The organism is Arthrobacter sp. FW306-06-A, assembly GCF_021870055.1.
Taxonomy (GTDB): Bacteria; Actinomycetota; Actinomycetes; order Actinomycetales; family Micrococcaceae; genus Arthrobacter.
The window spans coordinates 1839381-1862268 of sequence record NZ_CP084552.1 but is presented as its reverse complement, the minus strand read 5'-3'; the positions used below and the strand labels follow the sequence as shown (position 1 = coordinate 1862268).

Genomic DNA, 22888 nt, shown 5'->3' with positions numbered 1-22888 from the left:
TCTAGGACTCTATCCGGTCGTCATGGAGAACGTTGAATCCCCTGGCTGTCAAGGCGCTGCGCAGTTCCACCCTGTCGTCCAGGGCAAGGTTGACGCCCTTCACTTCCTGCCAGACTTCGTGCCCGCGGCCCGCCACCAGGATGGTGTCCTGTGGGCGGGCAAGGGACACGGCGTGGCGGATGGCTTCGTCGCGGGGGAAGACCTCCAACAGCTCTGCCCCCGATGACCCGCTGGCCAGGGCTTCACGTGCCCCGGCCATCACGTCGGCGCGGATCGCAGCCGCGTCCTCGTCGTGGGGGTCGTCGTCGGTGATGATTACGGTGTCGGCAAGCCGGGCCGCAATGGCACCCATCGCGGGTCGCTTGCCCTGGTCACGTTGTCCGGTGGCACCGAACACCACGATCAGCCGGGAGTCCGGTTGGGGCGCGCGGACGGCTTCCAGGGCCCGGGCCAGGGCGTCGGTGTTGTGGGCGAAGTCCACCACGGCGGCGGGCTGCTCGGCGATCAGCTGCATCCGTCCGGGCACGGCCACGGTGAAGGGGTCGGCGGCGTCCAGGGCGGCCTGCAGATCGGCCAGGTCCACACCGGACGCAAGGACCATCAGCGCAGCCAGGGCCGCGTTGGCAACGTTGAAGCTGCCGGGCAGTCCGGTGTGGATCTGCAGGGTGGCGCCTGAGGGACCCGCAAGCGTGAAGTCGGTACCAAGCCCCCGCGGCGCCGTTGCTGCAACTGTCCAATCCGCCTGGGTGCTGCCGCCCGTGCTGAGCGTGGTGACCGGCACCTGGGTGCTGCCGGCCAGCCGGCGTCCCCACTCGTCGTCGACCGTCACTACCGCCCGGCGGGTGCGCCCGGGCGTGAAGAGTTCCGCCTTGGTGGCAAAGTACTCCTCCATGGTGTTGTGCAGGTCCAAGTGGTCCTGGGTGAGGTTGGTGAAACCCGCGACGTCAAAGAGCAGGCCGTCCACGCGCTGGTAGGAGATGGCGTGGGAGGACACTTCCATGGCGGCAGCGTCGAGCCCGCGTTCGCGCATGAGCGCCAGCAGCCCGTGGACCTCAGGCGATTCGGGCGTGGTCAGGAGGCTGGGGATCGGTTCCCCGCCGGCCAGGATTTCGATGGTTCCGATCAGGCCGGTCTTCTGCCGGAGCGCACGCAGCAGGGAGGTGATGAAGTAGGTGGTAGTGGTCTTCCCGTTGGTTCCTGTCACACCGAACAGCCGCAGTGGCCGGCCGTCAGCGGGCTGGCTGCGGTAGATCATCGCGGAGAGCGGTCCCACCTCGTTGCGGGGATTCCCGACGACGAGCACCGGGACGGGCGTGTCCGCGGACAGGGCGAGCAGCCGCGCACCGGCGTCGTCTGTCAGCACGGCCACTGCCCCAGCACCGATGGCGTCGGAGGCGAAGTCGGCGCCGTGCCTGCTGGCTCCGGGCAGCGCCACGTACAGGTCGCCGGGCTCAACGGTGCGCGAGTTCAGCGATATCCCCGTGATCTCCACGTCAGCGGCGGGTTCGGGCACAGTTACGCCAAGGGACTTCCCGACGGCGGCCAGCGGGACGGCAGCTACGGCTGCGGGCCGGAAGCGGCCTGGACTTTCATCCCGGGCTTCGTCTCGTGCAGCGTCGCTGCCGGGCGTGGTGAACTCTGACAAGGGGATCTCCGATGGTGCTAGTGCGTGCCCGGCATGGTTCGCCCCGGGCACTTTGATGCGCTGGATGCTGCTGGTACTTCCGGCCCCGCGCGGCCGCTATTTGGCGTACTGGGGCATCCTGGCCGGCGTACCGGTTGAAGGCTGGACGTTGTAGGTCCGCAGCGCCTGGCTCATGACGGACCGGAACACCGGCCCGTTGGTGATGCCGTAGATGCTGCCCTTCGGCCGCTGGAGCACCACCTCCACAATAAACCGCGGATCATCCATCGGCGCCATTCCCACGATGGAGGCCGTGTAGCCGCAGTAGCCCGACTTGCCGTCGTCGCACGGTGACTCCGACGTGCCGGTCTTGGCTCCCACCCGGTAGCCGTCGATTCCGGCGTCCTTGATTTCGCCCTCGGTGACGGCGCTTTCCAGGATGTCCTGGACCTGCTGGGCCGTGCTGTCGGAGACAACCTGCCGTGACGGCTGGGCCGGCACCTTCTCCTCCGTGCCGTCAGGCGAGATGTAGGAATCGATCAGCCGTGGCTGCAGCATGACGCCGTTGTTGGCGATGCTCTGGTAGGCACGGACCGTCTGGAGCGTGGACTGGGAAACTCCCTGCCCGAACAATACGGTGTACTGCTGGCGTCCATCCCACTGGTCCGGTGGCGTGAGGATGCCGGCGGCGGTGGCCGGCAGGCCGATATCCGGCGCCTCGCCGATGCCGAACTTCTTCAGCCAGTCATAGCGCTGTTCCTTGCTAAGCCGCTGGCCGGCCATGACGGTTCCGGTGTTCATGGAGTACCCGATGATGCCCGCCAGCGTCCGTTCCTCGGTTCCGTGGGTGAAAGCGTCGCTGAACGTCTGGCCGTCAACCGTGTAGGTGGGCGGGATGGTGAAGGTGTCGAGCGGTTTCGCAAGTCCCTCGTCGATCACAGCTGCTGCCGTCATCATCTTCTCCACGGAACCGGGCTCATAGGCTGCGGTCACGGAGCGGACGCCGCGGTCCTTGGCTGCCACCAGTCCCGGGTTGTTGGGGTCCGGGGAGTTCGTGTCGGCCAGGGCCAGGAGGTTTCCAGTTTTGGCATCCATCACGATGATGACGCCCCACTCGGCGCTGAGCTTGTCCGCCTGGCTTTGAACGGCCTGCTGCGCAAAGTACTGAAGATCGGAGTTCAGCGTGAGCTTGACGTCCTTGCCGTTCTGCGGCGGAGTCAGCTCGTCCAGGCCCACCGGGATGCGCAATCCATCGGCGCCGATCTCGAACAGGCGCTTGCCGTCCTTGCCCTTGAGTTGGTCGTCCTGGGTCTGCTCGATCCCGGCCAGCCCGGTAGTGCCGTCCTGGAGGAAACCCACCACTCCCCCGGCCACAGCGCCGTTCGGGTAGACGCGCTTGCTGACGCCCTCGGCAACGATGCCGGGCACCTGGAGTTTAGAGATGCGGTCCTCGACGTCGGGCTTCACGTCCTTGGCCACGATGTGATACGGCTGCTGGCCGGTGACCGCGTCCCGGACGGCGTTGGTGTCCATGCCGAGGGCGGCGGCAAGCTCGGAAATCGCCTGGTCGCGGCTGACGTCCACCAGTTTTTCGTGGCCGTCGGCCTGGTCCAGCCGCTTGTAGGACTCCGTCTTGGTGTTGACCCGCTGGTCCACCACGATGTTGTAGCGGATCACGCTGTTGGCCAGTACGGTGCCGCGGGAATCAAGGATGCTGCCGCGCTCTGCCGGCAGGATGGCGGAGGTCATCCGGCTGTTCAACGCCGCTTCGGCCATGCCCCCGACGTCGAGCCCCTGGACCAGGAAGAGCTTCCCGCCCACCACCAGCAGGAGCGTGAGCATGACGCCCAGTCCCAGGCGTAAGCGTTTCGTGGCGTTGGGTGCCTTGCTTTGTCCTGCCTTGCCGGTCTTCTCCGCCACCGTGATATTCCTTGCTGCTCGACGCTGCTGCCTGTCCTGCCTTTTGGCCTACTGCCCGGGGACCTTCTGCTGGGGCGCCGGAACGGAGCCGCCGTGAAGCGCGGGTGCCGGAGCCGCTGCAGCCGCCTGGGCAGCAGCGGGGCGCTGGGGAACAGTGGCCTGTGCCGGGTTCGCGGCGGGGGCCGGGCCGGCGGCGGGAGCGGGAGAAGCCTTCCCGGCGTCCGCCGTCGTGGCCTTATCCGCTGCTGCACCCTTGGGAGCCGGCGGGACAATGAGCTGCCCGGCTACGGCCGGTGCCGGGATGACCGCTCCACCCGCTGCACCCTTCACTGCCGGGGTGGCTTTTCCTGTGACTGACAGGGTGGACAGATCGATCTGGCCTTTCACCGTGGACGCCACCATGCCAAGCTCAGTGGCTTTGGCCGCCAGGTTCTGCGGGGCCTCGAAGTTCTGTACCTGCTGGGTCAGGTCCTGGTTGGTCTTGGTCAATGAGCTCTGCTTGGCGCGCAACTCCACCAACTGGTACTGCGCGGTGGAAACCGAGATGTTCAGGACCAGTACCGCAACCAGGGCGACGGCGAGCATGGCAAAGCAGAGCACGACAAAGGGGGCCCGGCGCTTCCGGGGCGCGGTGCGGACGACGGAAAGCGGCGTACGCCCCTTCCGGCCTACGCCCGGTTCACCCGCAGGCCTGGCATCGGCCGCCGAACTGCCGGAAACGATGGGAAAGTTCTTGACGGCGGCGGTGCTCATGCAGCTCTCCTGGCTCTGATTCGTTCTGCCGCGCGAAGCCTGGCGGAGGCAGCGCGCGGGTTTTCAGCAATTTCGACGGCGGTGGGCACCTCAGTGCCTTTGGTCAGGGTCTTGAGTTCAGGCTTGTGCTCTTCCAGCTCCACGGGGAAGCCGAGGGGAGCAGAAGACTTCGAGCGGGCCTGGAGGACGCCTTTGACGATCTTGTCCTCGAGGGAGTGGTAGGACATGATCACGATGCGGCCGCCGAGAGCCAGGGAGTCGACGGCGGCGGGCACAGCCCGTTCCAAAGCATCAAGTTCCTCGTTGACCTCGATCCGCAGGGCCTGGAAGGTCCGCTTGGCAGGGTGTCCGCCGGACTTCGCGGCGGAGGCAGGCACCACGGAACGGATCTGCTCGACGAGTTCGCCGGTGGTGGTGAACTCCTTCACCGCACGTGCTGCAACGATCCGGTTGGCGATCCGGCCGGCGAACTTTTCCTCGCCCCATTTGCGGATGATCCGGACCAAGTCTGCTTCGCTGTAGGTATTGACCACATCCGCTGCCGTTTGGCCGCGGCTGGTGTCCATCCGCATGTCCAGCGGGGCATCGAACGAGTAGGCGAAGCCGCGCTCCCGCTCGTCCAGCTGCAGTGAAGAGACACCAAGGTCCATCAGGATGCCGTGCACTTCGGCCACGCCGAGGTCTGCCAGCACGTCCTGGATTTCGTCGTAGACCGCGTGGACCAGGTCGGTCCTGGCAGCGAAGGGAGCCAGCCGCTCCCCCGCGAGGGCCAGTGCTTCCTCGTCACGGTCAATGCCGATGAGGTGGAGGTCGGGGAACCTCTGGAGCATGGCCTCGGAGTGGCCGCCCATCCCCAGGGTTGCGTCCACGGCGATGGGGGTTTCCCCGCGGAGCCTCGCCGCTTCGAAGCCCGGTGCCAACAAATTGATGCACCGGTCGCGGAGGACCGGCACATGGCGTTCGGACGTGGGCTTGGGTTGATCGGTCATGCCTGGTCCTTTCCCGCCGTCGTTGTCACCTGATGCTTCTGGGACCAGATCCCCATCCGCACCTACCGTTCCGCCCGCCTGGCTCCGGGGAAGGTGAGCCAGGTTGGCAGCCGATGGGCCGGCTGGAGATCTCATCCAAGAAGCCGCCTGCTGCCCCGCTCCGGATTCAGAGAATGCCCGGAATGGGATCGTCAGTTTCGGAAAAGGCTGTCTCCTTCTCCGCGAGGTATTCATTCCAAGCCTGGGCGTCCCAGATCTCGGCGCGGGTACCGGCGCCGATGACGGCAAGTTCCCTTCCGAGTCCTGCGTACTCCCGGAGCGCCGGTGGAATGGTCACGCGCCCCTGCTTGTCAGGTACCTCGTCAGAGGCTCCAGAGAGAAATACGCGGATGTAGTCACGTGCCTGCTTGGAGGAGATTGGCGCCTCCCGCATTTGCTCATGGACCCGTGCAAATTCCTTCTCACTGAAGACGTAGATGCAACGTTCCTGGCCCCTTGTGAGCACCAAGCCGCTGGCAAGCTCCTCGCGGAACTTGGCCGGGAGAATGATCCGCCCCTTTTCATCCAGACGTGGCGAGTGAGTGCCCAGAAACACTGGCCCACCGCCTGTCCGCTGTCAGGAACTGCACATCCCCTATGTTGCAACCACCCTCTTATGTCCTCCACATTACTCCACTTTCCACCACAGTCAACGCGAAACGGGGGCTGCGGCGCTCTAATTGTGGGAAGGAAGGCCCGAAATAGCGGGAATTTTGGGCGGTGGTGGAAAGTGGAGGGCTTTTGTCTTGGCGGGTCCCGGTGAATTCCCTCAAGCGGGCACTGACAGGCGGAATGCCCTGGACCGCGTTTCTTAAACGCGAAAAGACCCGCCGTAGCGGGTCTTCACGGGCGATCCCCTGTGGTCAGGGGAGCAAATTGGAGGGATTCGGCATCCGGGTCTCCAAGGGGTTTAGGGCTCCCCCCTGCGGCGCTCGTCCCAGCGTTCTTCCAGGCTGCTCATGAATGAACTCCGTTGCTTGCCTGGCTTTGCCCCGCCACCCTTGGCGGCTGCACCTCCACGGGAACTTCGCATGGTGGCGAAGTACACCCCACCGCCCATGACGACGAAGCCCAGGACCCCGACGAAGATGTTCTGGAGTGTGACACCGAGCAGCAACAGGAACACGCCGGCCAGTGCGCAGAGGACCCCAATAACAACATGCCTCGTGGACCATGAACGCCCGGGGTCCGAACCCAATGAGTTCGCGAACTTCGGGTCGTCCTCGTGAAGCTGCTTCTCAAGCTGCTCAAGCAGCTTCTGTTCGTGCTCCGACAGCGGCATCACGACCTCCTTTTGTAGGCCAACGTCCGGGCTGATCCCAGCCACTACTTCTACTCCGTTGGAACGCCTGCCATTGCTGGAAAGTTCCCGTTTTCCCAGTCGTGGCAAAACGGGAATTCAGCATGCGGTCGCGGGAGCGGGAGCATGTCCAAGAGGGTCCGGCAGTAAGTCCATTCACTCGAAAACTATGTATCTCTAAGGATAGATTGTTGACGCCTGATCTGAAAGACGGCAATGACTTCGGCAAATCCCTCAAGCAGGCCGTTGCGTGCCGTCCCCGGCCCGGTTTTCCGGCTCCATTAAACGTGCCGGCAGCACGGACTTGCTGCCGAACCTGCGGGTCACCTCGTCAAGGGCCTGCTCGGCCGCCCTCCAGTTCTCGTCCCGGCGGTCGATGCTGAGCTGGAGCGAGGTACGCGCCGCCTCCTCGAGCTGCTCTGCCCGGACGCCCACGAGCCTTACGGCCATCGCCCTGGTTCCGAGCGACTCCAGGAGCTGCAGTGCCACTGCGTAGATCAGCTGGGCGCTGTCCACCGGAGTCTGCACCGTCCTGCTGCGGGTTACGGTGGAAAAATCCGCGAAGCGCAACTTCAGCGCCACGGTCCTGGCCACCATTCCGGAGCCCCGCAACCGCCCTGCCGTCCGGTGCGAGAGCCGCAGGAGTTCCCGGCGGAGGAGCGCGTCGTCGTCGGTATCCGTGGCGAAGGTTTCTTCGGCTCCAATGCTCTTTTCCAGCCGCACCGGGGTAACCGGGCGGGGATCGATGCCCCAGGCAAGCTGGTGCACATGCTCCCCCGTGGCCCCCAGGACCTTCTTAAGGGAGGAGACCGGGGTTGCGGCAACGTCCGCCACCGTCCTGATTCCCATTTTTGCCAGGACCTCCCCGGTTTTCGCCCCTACACCCCACAGGGCACCTACGGGAAGGCTGTGCAGATACGGCACGGTTTCATCCGGCCCGATGAGCAGCAGCCCGTCCGGCTTGCACCGGGTGGAGGCAATTTTCGCTACAAACTTGGTCTCGGCGATTCCCACGGAGGCGGTGATGCCCAGTTCGGCTGCGACCCGGCGGCGGATCAGCTCACCTATTCCCCTCGGCGGCCCCAGCCGGCGGAGCGCGCCGGTGACGTCCAGGAACGCCTCATCCACACTGAGGGGCTCCACGAGCCCGGTGATGGACTCAAAGATCCCCATCAGCTGCCCCGACACCTCGTAGTAGAGCTTGTGCCGCGGTTCAATGACCACCGCCTGCGGACACATGCGCATGGCCACGGCCATGGGCATCGCGGACTTGACGCCGAAGGCGCGGGCTTCGTACGAGCCGGAGAGGACAACTGACCGCTCTCCCGGGAAGCCCACGATCACGGGCTTGCCGCGAAGTTCGGGGCGCGTCCGGAGCTCCACGGAAACAAAGAAAGCATCCATGTCCACGTGCATGATGCATGTGCGCCGGCGCCCCTGGGGGCGCGCGGCCGATGGTCGGTTCGTACCTGCGGGCCCCACGGCTGCAATCCTATCGGCTTATGGGACTCTGCTGTTTGTCGGGAGCGCAGCGGAGGCTGGCTAAACTGGAGGCTGATTTTGCCAACAACACCAGGAGGAAAGTCTCTGTGACGGCTATTGGAAACTTCAAGCCAGCAGGCTTGGCCGCGCTTGCCGCTGCGGCGGTGCTGGCCCTGGCCGCCTGCAGCCAGACCCCCTCCGGACAGGCAGAGCCTTCCCAGTCCGCACCCCCTGCTGCCACCCAGTCCACCCTCACGGCTTCCCCCAGCCCGTCGGCGTCGCCCAATACTTCCGCGACTGTCGGCGCGGTGGTGGCCGGCTTTCCGCAGCAACTCCTCCCCTTGATGACCGGGGCAACAGTCGTGTCCAGCAGCTTCGACAAGGCCTCCACACCCTCCACCGCTGCCCTGGTCGGGACGGTCACGGCCCCTACCGCTTCGGTCCTTGACTTCTATACGAAGGCCTTGGAAGGCCAGGGTTTCAAGGCCGTTCCCGGCGACAAGGTGGGCGGGGTGGCTTCCAAGGATTTCGTCCGCGGTGACAACGAGACCGTCAACCTCTCGGTGGTCGAAGCCGCGGGCGTTTCCACGTTCACCATCGGCGCCAACGTGGCAGCTGAGTCAGCCAAGTGACGGCAGCGGAGCAGCTACGGAATGAACAAGCCGACTTCGTGGCAGGCGTGGCAGGCGAGCTCACGGGATTCCTGACCGCGCGGCAGTCAGTAATGTCCGGCATCTCCCCGGACATCGAACCAATCATGGGTTCCATCTCCAACCTCGTCACCGGCGGCAAGCGCCTCCGCGCCCTGATGTGCTACTGGGGCTGGCGCGGCGCAGGGGGCGAGGCCGGGGCCAGCCAGGTTGTCACAGCCGGCGCTGCGCTTGAGCTGTTCCAGGCCGCCGCACTGATCCATGACGACATCATCGACCGCTCGGACACCCGCCGCGGCGGTCCCAGCGTCCACCGGCGCTTCAGCGAGTTGCACACGTCCCAGGGCTGGGCACTGGACAGCGAACGGTTCGGCCAGGCGGCCGCCATCCTTGCGGGCGATCTTTGCCTGTCCTTCAGCGAGGAGGCGTTTACCGACATCGGTGAACGGGCCGCCTCCGGAAGCAGGGCGAGGCTGATTTTCAACCTGATGCGAGCAGAGGTCATGGCCGGCCAGTACCTGGACATCCTGGAGGAAGTGGCGGGACCTGTCCGGGACCGGGCGGGAGCGGTCGGCAGGGCGCAGTCCATCATCCGGTTCAAGAGCGCCAAATACTCCACCGAGCACCCACTGGCCCTGGGCGGAGCCCTGGCCGGAGCGTCGAATGAACTGCTCCGCGGCTATTCGGCTTTCGCACTTCCGCTCGGCGAGGCCTTCCAACTCCGCGATGACGTCCTTGGCGTGTTTGGGGATCCGCTCACCACCGGCAAGCCGGCCGGCGATGATTTGCGCGAAGGAAAACGTACTGTCCTGGTGGCCCTCGCACTGGATCAGGCGACCCCGGAAGAGTCCGCATTCATTGATGCGAGCCTGGGCAGCCCCGACCTGTCGGACGCTGACATCCTGGAAATCCGGCGCATCATCGAGGATTCCAGAGCGTTGCAGGCCACCGAAGTCCTTATTAGTGAGTTCGGCGCTGCAGCATTCGAGGCACTTGATGGGCTTCCGTTGGAGGAGTTGCCCAAAATTGCGCTTCGGAAGCTGGCTGAAGCTGCTGTCAGCCGAGCCTCCTGAAGCTGCGGTTTACCAGGCCAGGGTCTGGGCCCTGCGCCTGATTTCGGTCTTGCGGCCTTCCCGCAGCGCGTCAATGGGGCGGCCCCGCAATGACTCGTCGGCCGTAAACAGCCAGACAATAAGGTCCTCATCCGAGTAGCCGGCGTCGGCCAGCACCACAATGGTGCCCTTAAGGCTGTCCACTACCTGGCCATCCTGGATGAATTCGGCGGGAACAGACCGGATCTTCCGTTCCCCCACCCGTAGTGCCACCAGGGCACGCTCATCAATGAGGCTATGGACCTTAGTGATGGAAACATCCAATAAACGGGCGACGTCGGGCAGTGGCAACCACTCGCCCACCAGGTTTTCTACATTACTCACGGATCAAGGTTGCCATGCAGCCCGGCCCGGCGCCTAGTTGTATTGACCTGAGAGGTTGGTGACGCGGCTGGCCGGTGGCTGACCGTTGAGTGAGACGTGGCCTCGATGATGATTGTAATGATGGAGCCAGTCGGCGAAAGCGGCAACACGCTCGGCCTCGGAGGCGTAGGGACGGGCGTAGGCCCATTCGTCGAGCATGGTGCGGTTGTAGCGCTCGACTTTGCCGTTTGTCTGAGGCCTGTAGGGGCGGGTGCGTTTGTGCTTGATGTCCGGGCCCAGAGCGTCTTTGAATGCGTAGGAGCGGTAGCAGGATCCGTTATCGGTCAGGACCCGTTTGACAGTGATCCCGTGGGACTCGAAGTAGGCATTGGCGCGTTCCCAGAATCCGGCCGCAGTGTCCTTTTTCTCATCGGTCAGGATCTCCGTGTAGGCGAGCCTGGAGTGATCATCGACGGCGTTGTGCAAGAAGGCGTGACCCGGTCTCCGGTTCGCCGCGGTACCGGTCTTGTTCCGGTTTCCGGCGGCCCTGCCGACACTGCGGTGTCCGCCGCCGTCAGGGATCCGTCCAAGTTTCTTGATGTCGACGTGGACCAGGTCCCCGGGGCTGTGGTGCTCGTACCGGCGAATCACCCGGCCCGTGGCCCGGTCCATCCACGCCAGCCTCGCCAGCCCAAACCGGGACAGCACCCGGTGCACCGTGGAGGGGTGAATGCCCAGCAGATAGCCGATCCGTGCCGGGCCCCAGCGCCGGTTGACTCTGATCGCGACGATCCGCCGCTCCCGCCGCGTGGAGGTCCGACGCGGGGAGTTGATGGGCCGGCTGGAACGATCACCCGTCCCGTGCTCCCCGTGCTCCCGGTAACGGGCCGCCCACCGCGCTGCGGTCGTCACCGACACCTGGAACCGCTCAGCAGCACGGCGCAGCGGCCACCCGTCATCGACGATGCACCGGGCCAGCCGGAGCCGTCCCTTCGGCGTCAGAAGCGCGTTAGCATGGGACATTGAAGACCTCCTTGTGGATCGGACTCTTAGACAAGCCCCACTCCACTTGGAGGTCTTCTTTTTGTCACCTAACCACGCCGCATGTTCCTAACCTCCGTGGTCAATACACCTAGTCGAGGCAATTCATTCCGCTCCTGGCCTGCGGACACTCCCGAAATGAAGGCATTGCACAGAATCAGGAATTTCTTGTGCTAATCGCAAATTCATGAGAGATTCACACTCATCACAGTTGTAACAGGAATAACTTAAGTCACAGTAGTATCAAGATTGACAGCGGCATCCCCGTCCGCGTCCGCACCCGCAGTTGAGAAGAGGATTCTTTCCGATGACGATGTCCCGCTCGCCCAAGCAGCCCCCCAAGCCGAGTCTGCCGATGATTGCCGCCACCACCGCGGCACTGCCAGCGGTCGTCCTGTCATCCCTTGCCCTGGCCCAGCCGGCTGCAGCGCAGCAGCCCGCGCGGAGCATTCCCAGCAGCCTGGCAGCGGCAATGAAGGCCCAGGCCGAGGCGAAGGCCGCGGGCACCGTGATCCCCGCTTCTGTTGTCTCCACCACCATTCCGGCAGCTTTCCAGCCGGCCCGGCCGGCAGCCCCAGCCGAGTACACGATTGTCCGCGGCGACACAGTCAGCGGTATCGCCGGCCGTTTCGGCCTGGACACGGGTGAGATCCTCAAGCTGAACAACCTGCAGGCCAACACCATCATTTACCCCGGCCAGAAGCTCAAGCTGTCCGGCTCACCCGCTCCCGCCGCACCCGCGCCTGCAGCCGCCGCTGCCCCTGCAGCTCCGGCACCCGGCGCCGGGGCAACCTACACAGTGAAATCCGGCGACACCCTGGGCGCCATCGCTGCCAGGCACAACGTGTCGCTGTCGGATGTCTTCACCTGGAACAACCTGTCCATGCGTTCCATCATCTATCCGGGACAGAAGATCAAGGTGGGCGGCGGCTCGGCGCCGGCAGCTCCCGCGCCGGCGGCACCAGCACCTGCACCCGCCCTGGCCAACACATCGGCACCCGCAACGGGGTCCTACACCATCAAAGCCGGTGACACACTCTCGGCCATCGCATCCCGCCACGGCGTAAAGCTGCCGGACCTGCTGTCTGCCAACAAGCTGGGCATGACCAGCATCATTTACCCGGGCAGCAAACTGGTCATCCCCGGCGGTTCCGGGCAGCCGGCCCAGCAGCCCGCGGCGCCGCAGCCGGCCGCGGCTCCCCTGGTGCCCAGCTCGTTCCTCGGATTCAGCTACCCGGCAGCTGTTGTCAGCTCGGCCAATGAGAACAAGGCCCTGCTGAATGCTTCACCCGTGCCCTCGCGGGAGGAAATGAAGAACATCGTTGCCGACACCGCACGGCGCATGGGTGTCGACACTTCCCTGGCCCTTGCCTTTGCCTTCCAGGAGTCCGGTTTCAACCAGCGCGCGGTGTCGCCGGCGAACGCAATCGGCACCATGCAGGTCATTCCCAGCTCCGGACAGTGGGCGTCGGACCTGGTGGGACGGAAGCTGAACCTGCTGGACCCGTACGACAATGCAGCAGCCGGCGTGGCCATCATTCGGCAACTGCTGGCCACCAGCAAGGACCAGGACAGCGCGATCGCGGGTTACTACCAGGGCCAGTACTCGGTGAGCAAGTACGGCATGTACGACGACACCAAGGCGTATGTTGCCGCGATCAAGGCCCACCAGAAGAACTTCAGGTAAGCCACTGACGATTGCAGTAATGCGGGTCCGAACCGTTACCGGTTCGGACCCGCTTTCGTTGCGGACGCGTTTTGCTGCGGGATTAGGATCATAAGGTGCAGGAAGACGTGTCGGACCCCGTTGTAGGGACGCTGGTAGACAACCGCTACGCAGTCACCTCCAGGCTTGCCCGCGGCGGCATGTCCACGGTCTATCTGGCCGTGGACCAGAGGCTGGACCGCGAAGTGGCATTGAAAGTGCTGCACCCCCACCTTGCTGCTGACGAAAACTTCCTGGGCAGGCTGGGCAGGGAAGCAAAGGCCGCTGCCCGGCTGTCGCATCCCCACGTGGTGGGCGTGCTGGACCAGGGCAACGACGGCACCACGGCCTACCTTGTCATGGAATACATCAGGGGCCATACGCTCCGGGATGTCATCCGGGACAGGGGCGCCCTGCCGCCCAGGCTTGCGTTGGCACTTATTGATCCCGTCGTGGAGGGACTGGGTGCTGCGCACGCAGCGGGTTTTATCCACCGCGACGTGAAGCCCGAAAATGTCCTGATTGCCGATGACGGCAGGATCAAGATCGGTGACTTTGGCCTGGCCCGAGCCGTCACCAGCTCAACCAGCACCGGAGCGCTGATCGGCACGGTTGCCTACATTTCACCGGAACTGGTTTTGGGCAAGCCGGCGGACGCACGCAGCGATGTCTATTCCGTGGGGATCATGCTGTATGAAATGCTGACGGGCCGGCAGCCGTTCGAGGGCGAGGTGCCCATCCAGGTGGCCTACCAGCACGTCAACGGGACGGTGGGTCCGCCGTCGGACCAGGTACCCGGACTGGCGGGCGAGGTGGACGAACTGGTGCAGTGGTGCACCGCCAATGATCCCGAGAACCGGCCGGTGGACGGCAACGCGTTGCTTCAGGAACTGCGGCACATCCGGACCCACCTCACGGATGCGGAACTTGACTTGCTGCCGCCCGCAGCCGGTGGTCCCGCGTCCCAGCACCACACCGAGGTCCTGGCACGCGCCAGCAATCCGACAACCGTGCTGCCGCCTTCGCGGCCCGCTGCGCCGCCTTACCCGCCCGCTCACTTCGCGCCGGCCCAGGACAAGGTATCCAACGCCCAGGCTCCAACCGCCCAGGTGGCCTACCACCAGCGGCCCGGACTGGCACTGCCCGACGACGACGATTCCGACAGCGGCTGGTCTCCCCCGCCGCCCCGGCTGGGAAAGCGCGCCCAGCGCCGTGCCGACAAGGAAGACGAAAAGCTCCGGGCCGTGGCCGCTGCCACCCCGGTGCGCACCCTGCGGCAGGGCAATCCCCGGCGCCGCGGCGTCCTCTGGGTCCTGGTCCTGATCATCGCCGCCCTCCTGGCCACTGGTGCCGGATGGTTTTTCGGCATGGGTCCCGGCGCTGCCGCCGCCGTACCTGCAGTAGCTAACAAAACGGTGGCCCAGGCCCAGCAGGTGCTGAGCGGGGTGGGTTTCCGTTCCACCACGAGCGATGTGTTCGACGACGAGGTGCCCACCGGGCTCGTGGTGGGCAGTGAGCCGGCTGCGGGGACCGAGATCCGGAAGTTCCAGCCCGTCTCCCTGCTGGTCTCGAAGGGTCCACAGCTGTTTCCCCTGCCGAACATCACCGGCGGCACGCTGGACGAAGCAAAGAGTTCCCTGAACGCGGCGCAGATGGCGCTGGGGACTGTGTCCGAGAAGTTCGACGAGGATGCGGCGGCCGGGATCGTCCTGTCGCAGGACCCTGCAGCCGGCAGCCCCGCACGCCACGGCACGCCCGTGGCCATTGCGGTTTCCAAGGGCCCTCAGCCGATTGCAGTTCCATCCGTCATCGGAAAGTCCGAGGATGACGCCGTGGCGGCCATCGAGGCCGCAGGCCTTACTGCCCGGGTGGCCCCGGATGAAATTTTCGACCGGAACGTCCCGGAGGGGGATGTGGCCAGCCAGTCCCCGGCCAACGGGACGCTGACCAGGGGCGGAACGGTCACCTTGACCATCTCCAAGGGCCCCAAAATGGTGAATGTTCCCAGTTTCATTGGCAGACAGGTAGAGGATGCCCGTAAGCAACTGAAGGAGTTGGGCTTCGACGTCAAAGTGAACAACATCCTTGGTGGCTTTTTCGGCACGGTCCGGGACCAGAGCCCGGTGAACAAGGAAGTTCCGGAGGGCTCAACCGTGACCCTGACCGTGGTCTAAAGAGCGTTGGGCACACAAAAGGCGCGGCCGGAAGAGTTCCGGCCGCGCCTTTCAGCGCGGTATTCGAATGCTCTTGCTACTAGTGCTTGGCGAGGGCGCCGGCCACGAGGAAGGCCATTTCGAGCGACTGCATGTGGTTCAGCCGCGGATCGCAGACAGACTCGTAACGGTCCAGGAACGCATCCTGGTCGATCGGGTCCGCGCCGCCCAGGCATTCCGCCACATCGTCGCCGGTCATCTCCACGTGGAGGCCACCAGGCACCGTGCCCAGGCCGTGGTGCACCTCGAAGAACCCGCGCACCTCGTCGATGACGTCGTCGAAATTGCGTGTCTTGTAGCCGTTGGGCGAGGTGACAGTGTTTCCGTGCATGGGGTCGGTGACCCACAGGACCTGCGCGCCGGAGGCAGTGACCTTCTCGACGACGGCCGGCAGCTTTTCGCGGATGTTGCCGGCGCCCATGCGGGTGATGAACGTGAGGCGGCCGGGCTCGCGGTCCGGGTCCAGCTTGTCGATCAGGCGCAGGGCGTCATCACCTGTGGTGGACGGGCCGAGCTTGACGCCGATGGGGTTGCGCACGCGCGACAGGAAGTCGACGTGGGCGTGGTCCAGTTCGCGGGTGCGCTCCCCGATCCACAGGAAGTGCGCGGAGGTGTCGTAGGGGAATCCGGTGCGGGAGTCGATGCGGGTCAGGGCCCGTTCGTAATCCAGCAGCAGGGCCTCGTGGCTTGCGAAGAACTCGACGCGCTTGAGGGCCTCGAAGTCGGCGCCGCAGGAGGCCATGAACTTGATGGCACGGTCGATATCCCTGGCCAGCGATTCGTAGCGGGCGTGCGCGGGGTTCTCGGTGAACCCCTTGTTCCACTGGTGTACGGAGCGAAGGTCGGCAAAGCCACCCTGGGTGAAGGCCCGGATGAGGTTCAGCGTGGATGCGGAGGTGTGGTAGGCACGCAGCATCCGGGAGGCGTCGTGGCCGCGGGACTCGGGGGTGAACTCGTACCCGTTGACGATGTCACCGCGGTAGGCGGGCAGGGTTACGCCGTCTCGGGTTTCGTCATTGGAGGAACGGGGCTTGGCGAATTGGCCTGCCATCCGCCCCATTTTGATGACGGGCATAGCCGCACCGTAGGTGAGGACCACGGCCATCTGGAGGATGGTCTTGACACGGGCGCTGATCTTGTCCGCCGTAGCGGCCTCGAAGGTTTCCGCGCAGTCGCCGCCCTGCAGCAGGAACGCCTTGCCCTGGGCAGCAGCGGCCAGCCGCTCCCGAAGCACGTCCACTTCGCCTGCGAATACCAGCGGCGGAAGGACGGACAACTCCTTCACGGACGCATCAAAAACTTCCCGGTCCTGCCAGCTTGGCTGCTGCGAGATGGGAAGGTCCCGCCAGTGGTCCAGTCCGGGATAGTTGGCTGCTCCGCTCTGGGCGGTGCTGGACAGCGAAAATGCGGGTTTTGCAGATAGCTCAGTCACCCTCCAAGACTACCGGCAGGGCGGCGCCGGAGGGCACCGGGCCGTCACGCTGCCGGCTCCCCCCGTCACAACCGGGCTGTGCCCCTGGAAGGTTCCGTTACCCGGCGGCTGTTGTGCCGGCGTCGTCCTCCACGCCATGAGGCCCGGCGGCCGGACTGCCGGCGGCGTTGTCCTGCACGAATTCTCCCTCGGCTGCCACTGGGGCTGCCAAGGGCTCAGCTGCCGCCCGGGGCTCCACAGGCTTGCCGGCGAGCCGAAGCTTCACCACGGCCGCGTATTCGTCCACGTACTCCTGCCCCGAGAGCCGCAGCAGGCTGGACATGATCTCATCGGTGACCTTGCGCTGGACCGTCCTGTCCTCGGCCTGCTCCCGGTACTGGCTGAAGTCCAGGGGTTCGCCGAAGATCATGCCGATCCTGCGGATATTGGGCAGCCGTTTGCCTATGGGCTGGACCTTGTCGGTGCCGATCATGGCAACGGGAATGACGGGGACTCCCGCCTGCAGCGCAAGCCTGGCCACGCCCACCTTGCCGCGGTACAGCCGCCCGTCGGGACTCCGCGTGCCCTCGGGGTAGATACCCAGCAGTCCGCCTGCGCTGAGCACTTCCATTCCCGCGTTCAAGGACGCCGCGGAAGCCGCGCCGCCGGACCTGTCCATGGGCAGCTGATTGGTGAGGCGGAAGAACGCCGCCGTCAGCCTGCCCTTGATTCCCGTCCCCGTGAAGTACTCAGACTTTGCAAGGAAGACCACCGGGCGGCGCACCATGAGCGGCATGAAAATCGAATCGGAGAATGACAGGTGGTTTGAGGCGATGATGGCGGCTCCCTGCGCCGGGATGTTGTCCAGGCCTTTAACCCAGGGCCGAAAAAGCAGCTTGATCACCGGACCGAGGAAGATCCTTTTCATGACCCAATAGAACACGTGGTGAACCTCTCCGGAAGGCAGCTTCCAGTCCCCGCGTCGGGCCTGGCCAGCGATTCAATGCAACCCTACTCTAGTGAGATTTGGGTGGAACAGTGACACGATGGAGTCATGACTGAAAGCAGCATTCCGCCCCGTCCGGCCGCTTTCAGCTATCCAGGCCACGGTGTTAATGCCCGCATCGGGGTGGCCCTGTGCCATGGATTTACGGGCAGCCCGCTGAGCATCATGCCGTGGGCGCAGCACCTTGCGGACTTGGGGTACGCCGTCACCGTCCCCCTTCTCCCGGGGCACGGTACGGACTGGCGCCAGCTCGCCTCGACTGGCTGGAAGGACTGGTACCGCAGCTACGAAAAGGCCTTCCTCGACCTCGCCGGCCGGACGGACGCCTGCTTCACCGCCGGCCTGTCGATGGGCGGGGCCATCGCACTGCTTGCCGCTGCCCGCCATCCAGTGGCCGGGGTCAGCGTGGTGAACCCGGGCTTGAGCTTCTACGACTGGCGGGTGCGGATCATCGGCCTGCTTAAATATGTCCAGCGCACCACCGTTCCCCTCCAGGAGGACCAGACCGGCGCCCCCGCAACCGATGACGGCGACTACTCTCTGACTCCGCTGTCCGCGGTGCACGAGCTGAAGAGACTGTTCCGCGCAGCCGTGCGCGGCCTGCCCAGCGTGAATGCTCCCGTCCAGGTTTTCAAGTCGCGCACCGATGCCGTGGTGCCGCCCACCTCCCTGGCCCTGCTGCGGAAGGGGTTGGGCGCGAACCTCGCGGCGGTGGAAGAGCTTGCCAGCAGCGGACATGTGGCTACTCTGGACGTTGACGCGCCCGCCATCTTCGCGGGGTCGGACGAATTCTTCGCCGCCCATGCCCGCCGCACCACTACTTTGGAGACGCCATGACGTCCGGTCCGGACCACAGCCCGTTCAGCAGCGCCTTCAGCGGAGAAGGGCCGCGAACGGGAGTAGTGCTGTCCCACGGCTTCACGGGAAGCCCGCATGGCCTTCGCGCCTGGGCCCTGGCATTCGCCGCTGCCGGCTTCGCCGTCAGGATGCCTTTGCTGCCCGGGCATGGGACCACGTGGCAGGATCTTGCACGCACCCGGTGGCAGCAATGGCACGGCGCCCTGGATGATGCCTTCCTGGAACTGGATGCTGAATGCGACCAGGTTTTCGCGGCCGGCCTGAGCATGGGCGGCGCCCTCGCCCTGCGCCTTGCCGCCACCCGCCCCGTGGCCGGTGTGCTGCTGGTGAACCCAGGCCTGGTGATTGACGATCCCAGGGCACCGTTGGCCGGACTGCTCAAACTGGTGCTGAAGAGTACCCCGTCCATCGGCAACGACATCCTGAAAGCGGGCATGGATGAAGGCGCCTACGCCCGTACGCCCGTGGCCGCGGCCCATGAACTGAACAAAATGTTCAAGGACACCGTCCGGCTCCTTCCCCGGGTCACGGCGCCCGTCCAGGTTTACCGGTCCACCGTGGACCATGTCGTGTCCGACTCCAGCATGGACGTCCTGCGGCGCGGGCTGGTACACGCTCCCCTGGAGGTGGTCCGGCTCGAGAACAGCTACCACGTGGCCACCCTGGACAACGACGCCGACCGCATCTTCGAGGGTTCGGTGGACTTTATCCGGCGCGTGCTGAAGCAAACGACGGCCAGCCCTGCAGGATCAGGACAGGAGGTGCGCGGTGAACAGGCCTGACTCGGAACAGCCTGACCAGGGGGCCAACCAGGACGACGCCGTATGGCTGGACCTGGTGGCACGGCTTGAGTCAGACACGGTGGCAATACGCCCCGACACCCCGGGCGCCGGGGAAAAGCCGGCCACCGGGACGGAAGCTGGCCCGGAAACACCGGGGGCTCCCTCCTTCCGCGACTTCGATCCGTTGGGTCTGGCGGGGACTGCCCCTGCCGAGCCGTCCCCGGCGGAACGCCAGGCGGGGGCAGGAGGGGAGGACGGCCAGGGTGCAGGCGGGGCCCCGGAGGGTCCCCGGGACTATGAGGTGGACGATGGCGACGAAGAGTTCGTGCCGGAGGAACCGCCCAGCCTGGCCGGCACCGAGCCGCTGACCATGCTGGCCTGGCTCGGTGCCGTGGGCGGCCCCGTGGCGCTGCTGTTGTCGGCGATGTTCTGGCGCACGGCGCCCCTGCTGGCCATCGTCGGCATCGTTGCCGCGTTCGTCCTTGGGACGGTGTACCTGATCATGAAGCTGCCGCAGGAAAAGAACGGGGACGACGACGGCGCCAGGGTGTAGCGCCCCCGGGCCCGCCGTCGTCGTCGACTAAGTCGTGGTCAACGAAGTCGTCGCCCGCCGTGTCAGCAGGCGGTGGTCAGCTGCGGACGCGGCTGCTGACCCGCGAAAGGTCCGCCGCCCCAATGAGCCCCGCGCTAGGGCCCAGTGCAGCAAGCTCGATTCCGGCAGCCGGGCGGAAGCCACGGCCCGTCAGGTTCCGGGCGAAGGCTTTGCGGGCGGGTTCCACCAGCAGGTCGCCAGCTGAGCAGAGGCCGCCGCCGATCACGAAGAGGCCCGGATCCAGGGCTGCCGCCAGATTGGCGAGCCCAAGTCCAAGCCATTCGCCGACTTCCTCGATCAGCTCGCGGGAGGCGCGGTCGCCGGCCAGTGCCAGCTCGGTGACGATGGCGCCGGTAATGGCTTCCGGATGTCCATGCACCGCTGCCAGCAGGTCCTGCGCCACCGGGGAGTTGGACCGGGCCAGCAGCCTCGCTTCGCGGCCCAGGGCATTGCCCGACGCATACTGTTCCCAACATCCGCGGTTGCCGCATTCGCACCTGTGGCCGCCCGGCATGATGATTTGGTGGCCGAACTCCCCTGCCACGCCGAACCGGCCGCGCTCCACCCTGCCGTCCATCACCATTGCACCGCCAATACCGGTGCCCAGCGTGATGCAGACCAGACGGTCCTCTCCTTGGCCGGCGCCGAAGCGCCACTCAGCCCAGGCTGCCGCATCGGCGTCGTTGGTCAGGAGTACCGGCCGGCGGAGGAGCCGCTGGAGGTTTGCACGCAGCGGCTCGTTGCGCCAGGCCAGGTGCGGGCTGAAGAGGACGGTGCCGCCGGCCAGGTCCATCCACCCGGCGGCGCCGATGCCCACCGACCAGATGCGGTGCCCCTGGCTGAGCTCCTCCACCAGTTCCACGATGACCTGTTCGACAGCACGGGGATCCGTCCCGGGGGTGGAGCGGCGGGCTTCATTAAGGATCCGGCCTTCGGCGTCCACCACGCCCGCGGCTACCTTCGTTCCCCCAATATCTATCCCGATGGCCAATCCCTTGCGGCCCAGGCGAAGATGTCCACCGGTCCCGCCATGGAGCTGTCCGGCACGGTAGCTGGCGGGACGGCGGCGCCAGGGGGCGGGTCTTTTCAGGGGGCCGGCCTGATCGCCGGGCAACGGTCCGTACATAGTCCACCATTCTAAGGGGGCGGCAAGATTGTCTTGACATATAGCGCACACAGGACGTGCATTGACGGCTAAGTTACTCGCCAGTAGGTTTATATACTGCACTGTTCCGTCCGGGGTATTAGTCTTTAGGCAACCCCCTGCGCGGGACTTCAGATATCAAAGGAGCTATAGTGCGCGAATTCAGTGTTCCGCCCCTGGTTGTTGTCCCGCCGGAAACCAACATCACCGACCTGGTGTTGCGGCAGGCGGCCAAGCCCAGCAACCCGGCACTGTTTTCCCGCCTCGACCCGGCGGGTTCTTGGCGCAACGTCCCCGCCACGGAGTTCCTTGCTGACGTCAGGGCGCTTGCCAAGGGCCTGATCGCCAGCGGAGTGGGCGCCGGGGACCGGGTGGGCATCATGTCCCGCACCCGCTACGAGTGGTCCCTGGTGGACTTCTCCATCTGGTTCGCCGGTGCGGTTTCTGTTCCCATCTATGAGACCTCATCCCCCTCCCAGGTCGCCTGGAACCTTGGGGACTCCGGTGCCGTTGCCGCTTTCGGCGAATCCGCCCACCACGAGAACGTCATCCGCCAGGCCGTCACCGCCGAGGGCCTCACAGCGGTGCAGCACGTGTGGCAGCTCGAGGGGACGGGCCTGGACAGCCTCCGCGAAGCAGGCCGCGATGTCAGCGACGAAGAGCTCGAGTCCCGCCGCAGCGGAGCAGGACTCCACGACGTGGCCACCATCATCTACACCTCCGGAACCACGGGACGGCCCAAGGGCTGCGAGCTCACGCACGGCAACTTCGTGGAACTGTCGGACAACGCCTTGGCCATCATCGGCGAAATTGTCCACGAGAACGCCAAAACCATCATGTTCCTGCCCCTGGCCCATGTGTTCGCCCGATTCATCTCGGTCCTGGCCATGGCAGCCGGAACCACGGTGGCCCACACCCCGGATATCAAAAACCTCCTGGCCGACCTGCAGAGCTACGAACCGACATTCATCCTGGCCGTGCCCCGGGTCTTCGAGAAGGTTTACAATTCCGCGCTGACCAAAGCCGAGGACGGCGGCAAGGGCGCCATCTTCCACCGCGCCGCCGAAACCGCCATCGCCTTCTCCAAGGCGCGGCAGGACGGACGGGTGGGGCTGGGCCTGAAGCTGCGGCATGCGCTGTTTGACAAGCTGGTTTACGGCAAGCTGCGTGCCGCCATGGGTGGACACGTGGCACACGCGGTGTCCGGCGGCGGCCCCCTGGGCGAGCGGCTGGGGCACTTCTTCCAGGGCATCGGCCTGCAGGTGCTGGAAGGCTACGGCCTCACCGAAACCACCGCCCCCATCACCGTGAACACCCCATCGCGGATCAAGATCGGCTCGGTGGGCAAGCCGCTGCCGGGTAACGCAGTGAAGATTGCCGACGACGGCGAAATCCTGGCCAAGGGAGTCTGCGTCATGCGGGGCTACTACCAGCGGGATGACCTTACCGCGGAAGCCTTCACTGACGGCTGGTTCCATACCGGGGACATCGGCCGGCTGGATGACGAGGGTTTCGTCTGGATCACCGGCCGCAAGAAGGAAATCATCGTCACGGCCGGCGGCAAGAACGTCATTCCCGCCCTGCTCGAAGACCAGATCCGGGCTGACGCCTTGGTGTCGCAGGTGCTGGTGGTAGGGGATAACAGGCCCTTCATCGGGGCCCTGGTCACCCTGGACCAGGAAGCCCTGCCGGGCTGGCTCCAGCGCCACAGCCTTCCCGCAGACACCACGCTGGAGCAGGCAGCACAAAACCCCGTGGTTAAGGCTGCAGTCCAGGACCTGATCACCGCAGCCAACACGTCAGTTTCCCAGGCTGAGGCCATCAAGTCCTTCCGCATCGTCCCCGCCGACTTCACCGAAGCCTCCGGCCACCTGACCCCATCCATGAAGGTGAAGAGGGCCCAGGTAATGAAGGACTTCGAAACGGTCATCGAAGAGATGTACTCCGCCCCGCGTCCCTGATCA

The 22888-nt window shown here is 65.4% G+C and carries 20 protein-coding genes; 8 read left to right on the top strand and 12 right to left on the bottom strand.

What is annotated here, in order from left to right:
- Position 1: 1 nt before the first annotated feature.
- From LFT49_RS08525 to dinB, 7 genes are all read right to left on the bottom strand, one after another.
- On the bottom strand, positions 2–1645 hold the full coding sequence (locus tag LFT49_RS08525) for a UDP-N-acetylmuramoyl-L-alanyl-D-glutamate--2,6-diaminopimelate ligase (protein WP_236802018.1): 1644 nt from the start codon (positions 1643–1645) through the stop codon (positions 2–4).
- Positions 1646–1741: 96 nt separating this feature from the next.
- Positions 1742–3544, bottom strand: coding sequence for a peptidoglycan D,D-transpeptidase FtsI family protein (locus LFT49_RS08520; protein WP_236802017.1), 1803 nt, complete (start codon positions 3542–3544; stop codon positions 1742–1744).
- Between the two features lie 48 nt (positions 3545–3592).
- Entirely contained in the window at positions 3593–4297 is a 705-nt protein-coding gene (locus LFT49_RS08515) for a hypothetical protein (protein WP_236802016.1), read from the bottom strand.
- Entirely contained in the window at positions 4294–5286 is a 993-nt protein-coding gene (gene rsmH, locus LFT49_RS08510; protein ID WP_237430244.1) for a 16S rRNA (cytosine(1402)-N(4))-methyltransferase RsmH, read from the bottom strand. Before rsmH ends, LFT49_RS08515 begins: the two co-directional genes overlap by 4 nt.
- Before the next feature lie 166 nt (positions 5287–5452).
- The gene (gene mraZ / locus LFT49_RS08505) at positions 5453–5881 is read right to left on the bottom strand and encodes a division/cell wall cluster transcriptional repressor MraZ (RefSeq protein WP_018763545.1); all 429 of its coding nucleotides are present in this window, start codon (positions 5879–5881) and stop codon (positions 5453–5455) included.
- A gap of 354 nt (positions 5882–6235) precedes the next feature.
- Complete coding sequence (locus tag LFT49_RS08500; protein ID WP_236802015.1) at positions 6236–6607, bottom strand: DUF3040 domain-containing protein; 372 nt, start codon at positions 6605–6607, stop codon at positions 6236–6238.
- 252 nt (positions 6608–6859) lie between these two features.
- Positions 6860–8041 carry a DNA polymerase IV gene (gene dinB / locus LFT49_RS08495; RefSeq protein ID WP_237430243.1) on the bottom strand — a complete coding sequence of 394 codons (1182 nt, stop codon included), beginning with the start codon at positions 8039–8041 and terminating at the stop codon, positions 6860–6862.
- Between the two features lie 173 nt (positions 8042–8214).
- Between dinB and LFT49_RS08490 the strand changes: the two genes are divergently transcribed.
- Both LFT49_RS08490 and LFT49_RS08485 read left to right on the top strand, forming a co-directional pair.
- Positions 8215–8739, top strand: coding sequence for a hypothetical protein (locus tag LFT49_RS08490; RefSeq protein ID WP_236802013.1), 525 nt, complete (start codon positions 8215–8217; stop codon positions 8737–8739).
- On the top strand, positions 8736–9830 hold the full coding sequence (locus LFT49_RS08485) for a polyprenyl synthetase family protein (protein WP_236802012.1): 1095 nt from the start codon (positions 8736–8738) through the stop codon (positions 9828–9830). The genes LFT49_RS08490 and LFT49_RS08485 overlap by 4 nt, the downstream gene beginning before the upstream one ends.
- A gap of 9 nt (positions 9831–9839) precedes the next feature.
- On the opposite strand, the gene LFT49_RS08480 is transcribed toward LFT49_RS08485, so the two are convergent.
- Both LFT49_RS08480 and LFT49_RS08475 read right to left on the bottom strand, forming a co-directional pair.
- On the bottom strand, positions 9840–10193 hold the full coding sequence (locus tag LFT49_RS08480) for an Rv2175c family DNA-binding protein (protein WP_236802011.1): 354 nt from the start codon (positions 10191–10193) through the stop codon (positions 9840–9842).
- A 33-nt stretch (positions 10194–10226) separates the two neighbouring features.
- Positions 10227–11195 (bottom strand): IS481 family transposase, encoded by a 969-nt coding sequence (locus LFT49_RS08475; RefSeq protein WP_237430242.1) that lies wholly within the window; start codon positions 11193–11195, stop codon positions 10227–10229.
- A gap of 325 nt (positions 11196–11520) precedes the next feature.
- Here LFT49_RS08475 and LFT49_RS08470 point away from each other — a divergent pair, with 325 nt between their 5' ends.
- Both LFT49_RS08470 and pknB read left to right on the top strand, forming a co-directional pair.
- The gene (locus LFT49_RS08470; RefSeq protein ID WP_236802010.1) at positions 11521–12900 is read left to right on the top strand and encodes a lytic transglycosylase domain-containing protein; all 1380 of its coding nucleotides are present in this window, start codon (positions 11521–11523) and stop codon (positions 12898–12900) included.
- Between the two features lie 95 nt (positions 12901–12995).
- Positions 12996–15092, top strand: a complete 2097-nt coding sequence (gene pknB / locus LFT49_RS08465) for a Stk1 family PASTA domain-containing Ser/Thr kinase (RefSeq protein ID WP_236802009.1) — start codon at positions 12996–12998, stop codon at positions 15090–15092.
- Positions 15093–15171: 79 nt separating this feature from the next.
- Here pknB and LFT49_RS08460 read toward each other — a convergent pair whose 3' ends face one another.
- On the bottom strand, positions 15172–16563 hold the full coding sequence (locus tag LFT49_RS08460; protein ID WP_236802008.1) for a class II 3-deoxy-7-phosphoheptulonate synthase: 1392 nt from the start codon (positions 16561–16563) through the stop codon (positions 15172–15174).
- A gap of 97 nt (positions 16564–16660) precedes the next feature.
- Positions 16661–17485, bottom strand: a complete 825-nt coding sequence (locus LFT49_RS08455) for a lysophospholipid acyltransferase family protein (RefSeq protein ID WP_236802007.1) — start codon at positions 17483–17485, stop codon at positions 16661–16663.
- Positions 17486–17596: 111 nt separating this feature from the next.
- Here LFT49_RS08455 and LFT49_RS08450 point away from each other — a divergent pair, with 111 nt between their 5' ends.
- Genes LFT49_RS08450 through LFT49_RS08440 form a run of 3 tightly spaced genes read left to right on the top strand, consistent with a single transcriptional unit; the run spans position 17597 to position 19741 of the window.
- Entirely contained in the window at positions 17597–18385 is a 789-nt protein-coding gene (locus LFT49_RS08450; RefSeq protein WP_237430241.1) for an alpha/beta hydrolase, read from the top strand.
- A complete protein-coding gene (locus tag LFT49_RS08445; protein WP_236802006.1) occupies positions 18382–19188 on the top strand; it encodes an alpha/beta hydrolase in 807 nt (268 codons plus the stop codon). Before LFT49_RS08450 ends, LFT49_RS08445 begins: the two co-directional genes overlap by 4 nt.
- Entirely contained in the window at positions 19175–19741 is a 567-nt protein-coding gene (locus LFT49_RS08440; protein WP_236802005.1) for a hypothetical protein, read from the top strand. Before LFT49_RS08445 ends, LFT49_RS08440 begins: the two co-directional genes overlap by 14 nt.
- A 76-nt stretch (positions 19742–19817) precedes the next feature.
- Here the strand turns inward: LFT49_RS08440 and LFT49_RS08435 are convergent, their stop codons facing one another.
- The gene (locus LFT49_RS08435) at positions 19818–20906 is read right to left on the bottom strand and encodes an ROK family glucokinase (protein ID WP_236821769.1); all 1089 of its coding nucleotides are present in this window, start codon (positions 20904–20906) and stop codon (positions 19818–19820) included.
- Between the two features lie 170 nt (positions 20907–21076).
- Between LFT49_RS08435 and LFT49_RS08430 the strand changes: the two genes are divergently transcribed.
- A complete protein-coding gene (locus tag LFT49_RS08430; RefSeq protein WP_236802003.1) occupies positions 21077–22885 on the top strand; it encodes an AMP-dependent synthetase/ligase in 1809 nt (602 codons plus the stop codon).
- The last annotated feature ends 3 nt before the right edge of the window (positions 22886–22888 follow it).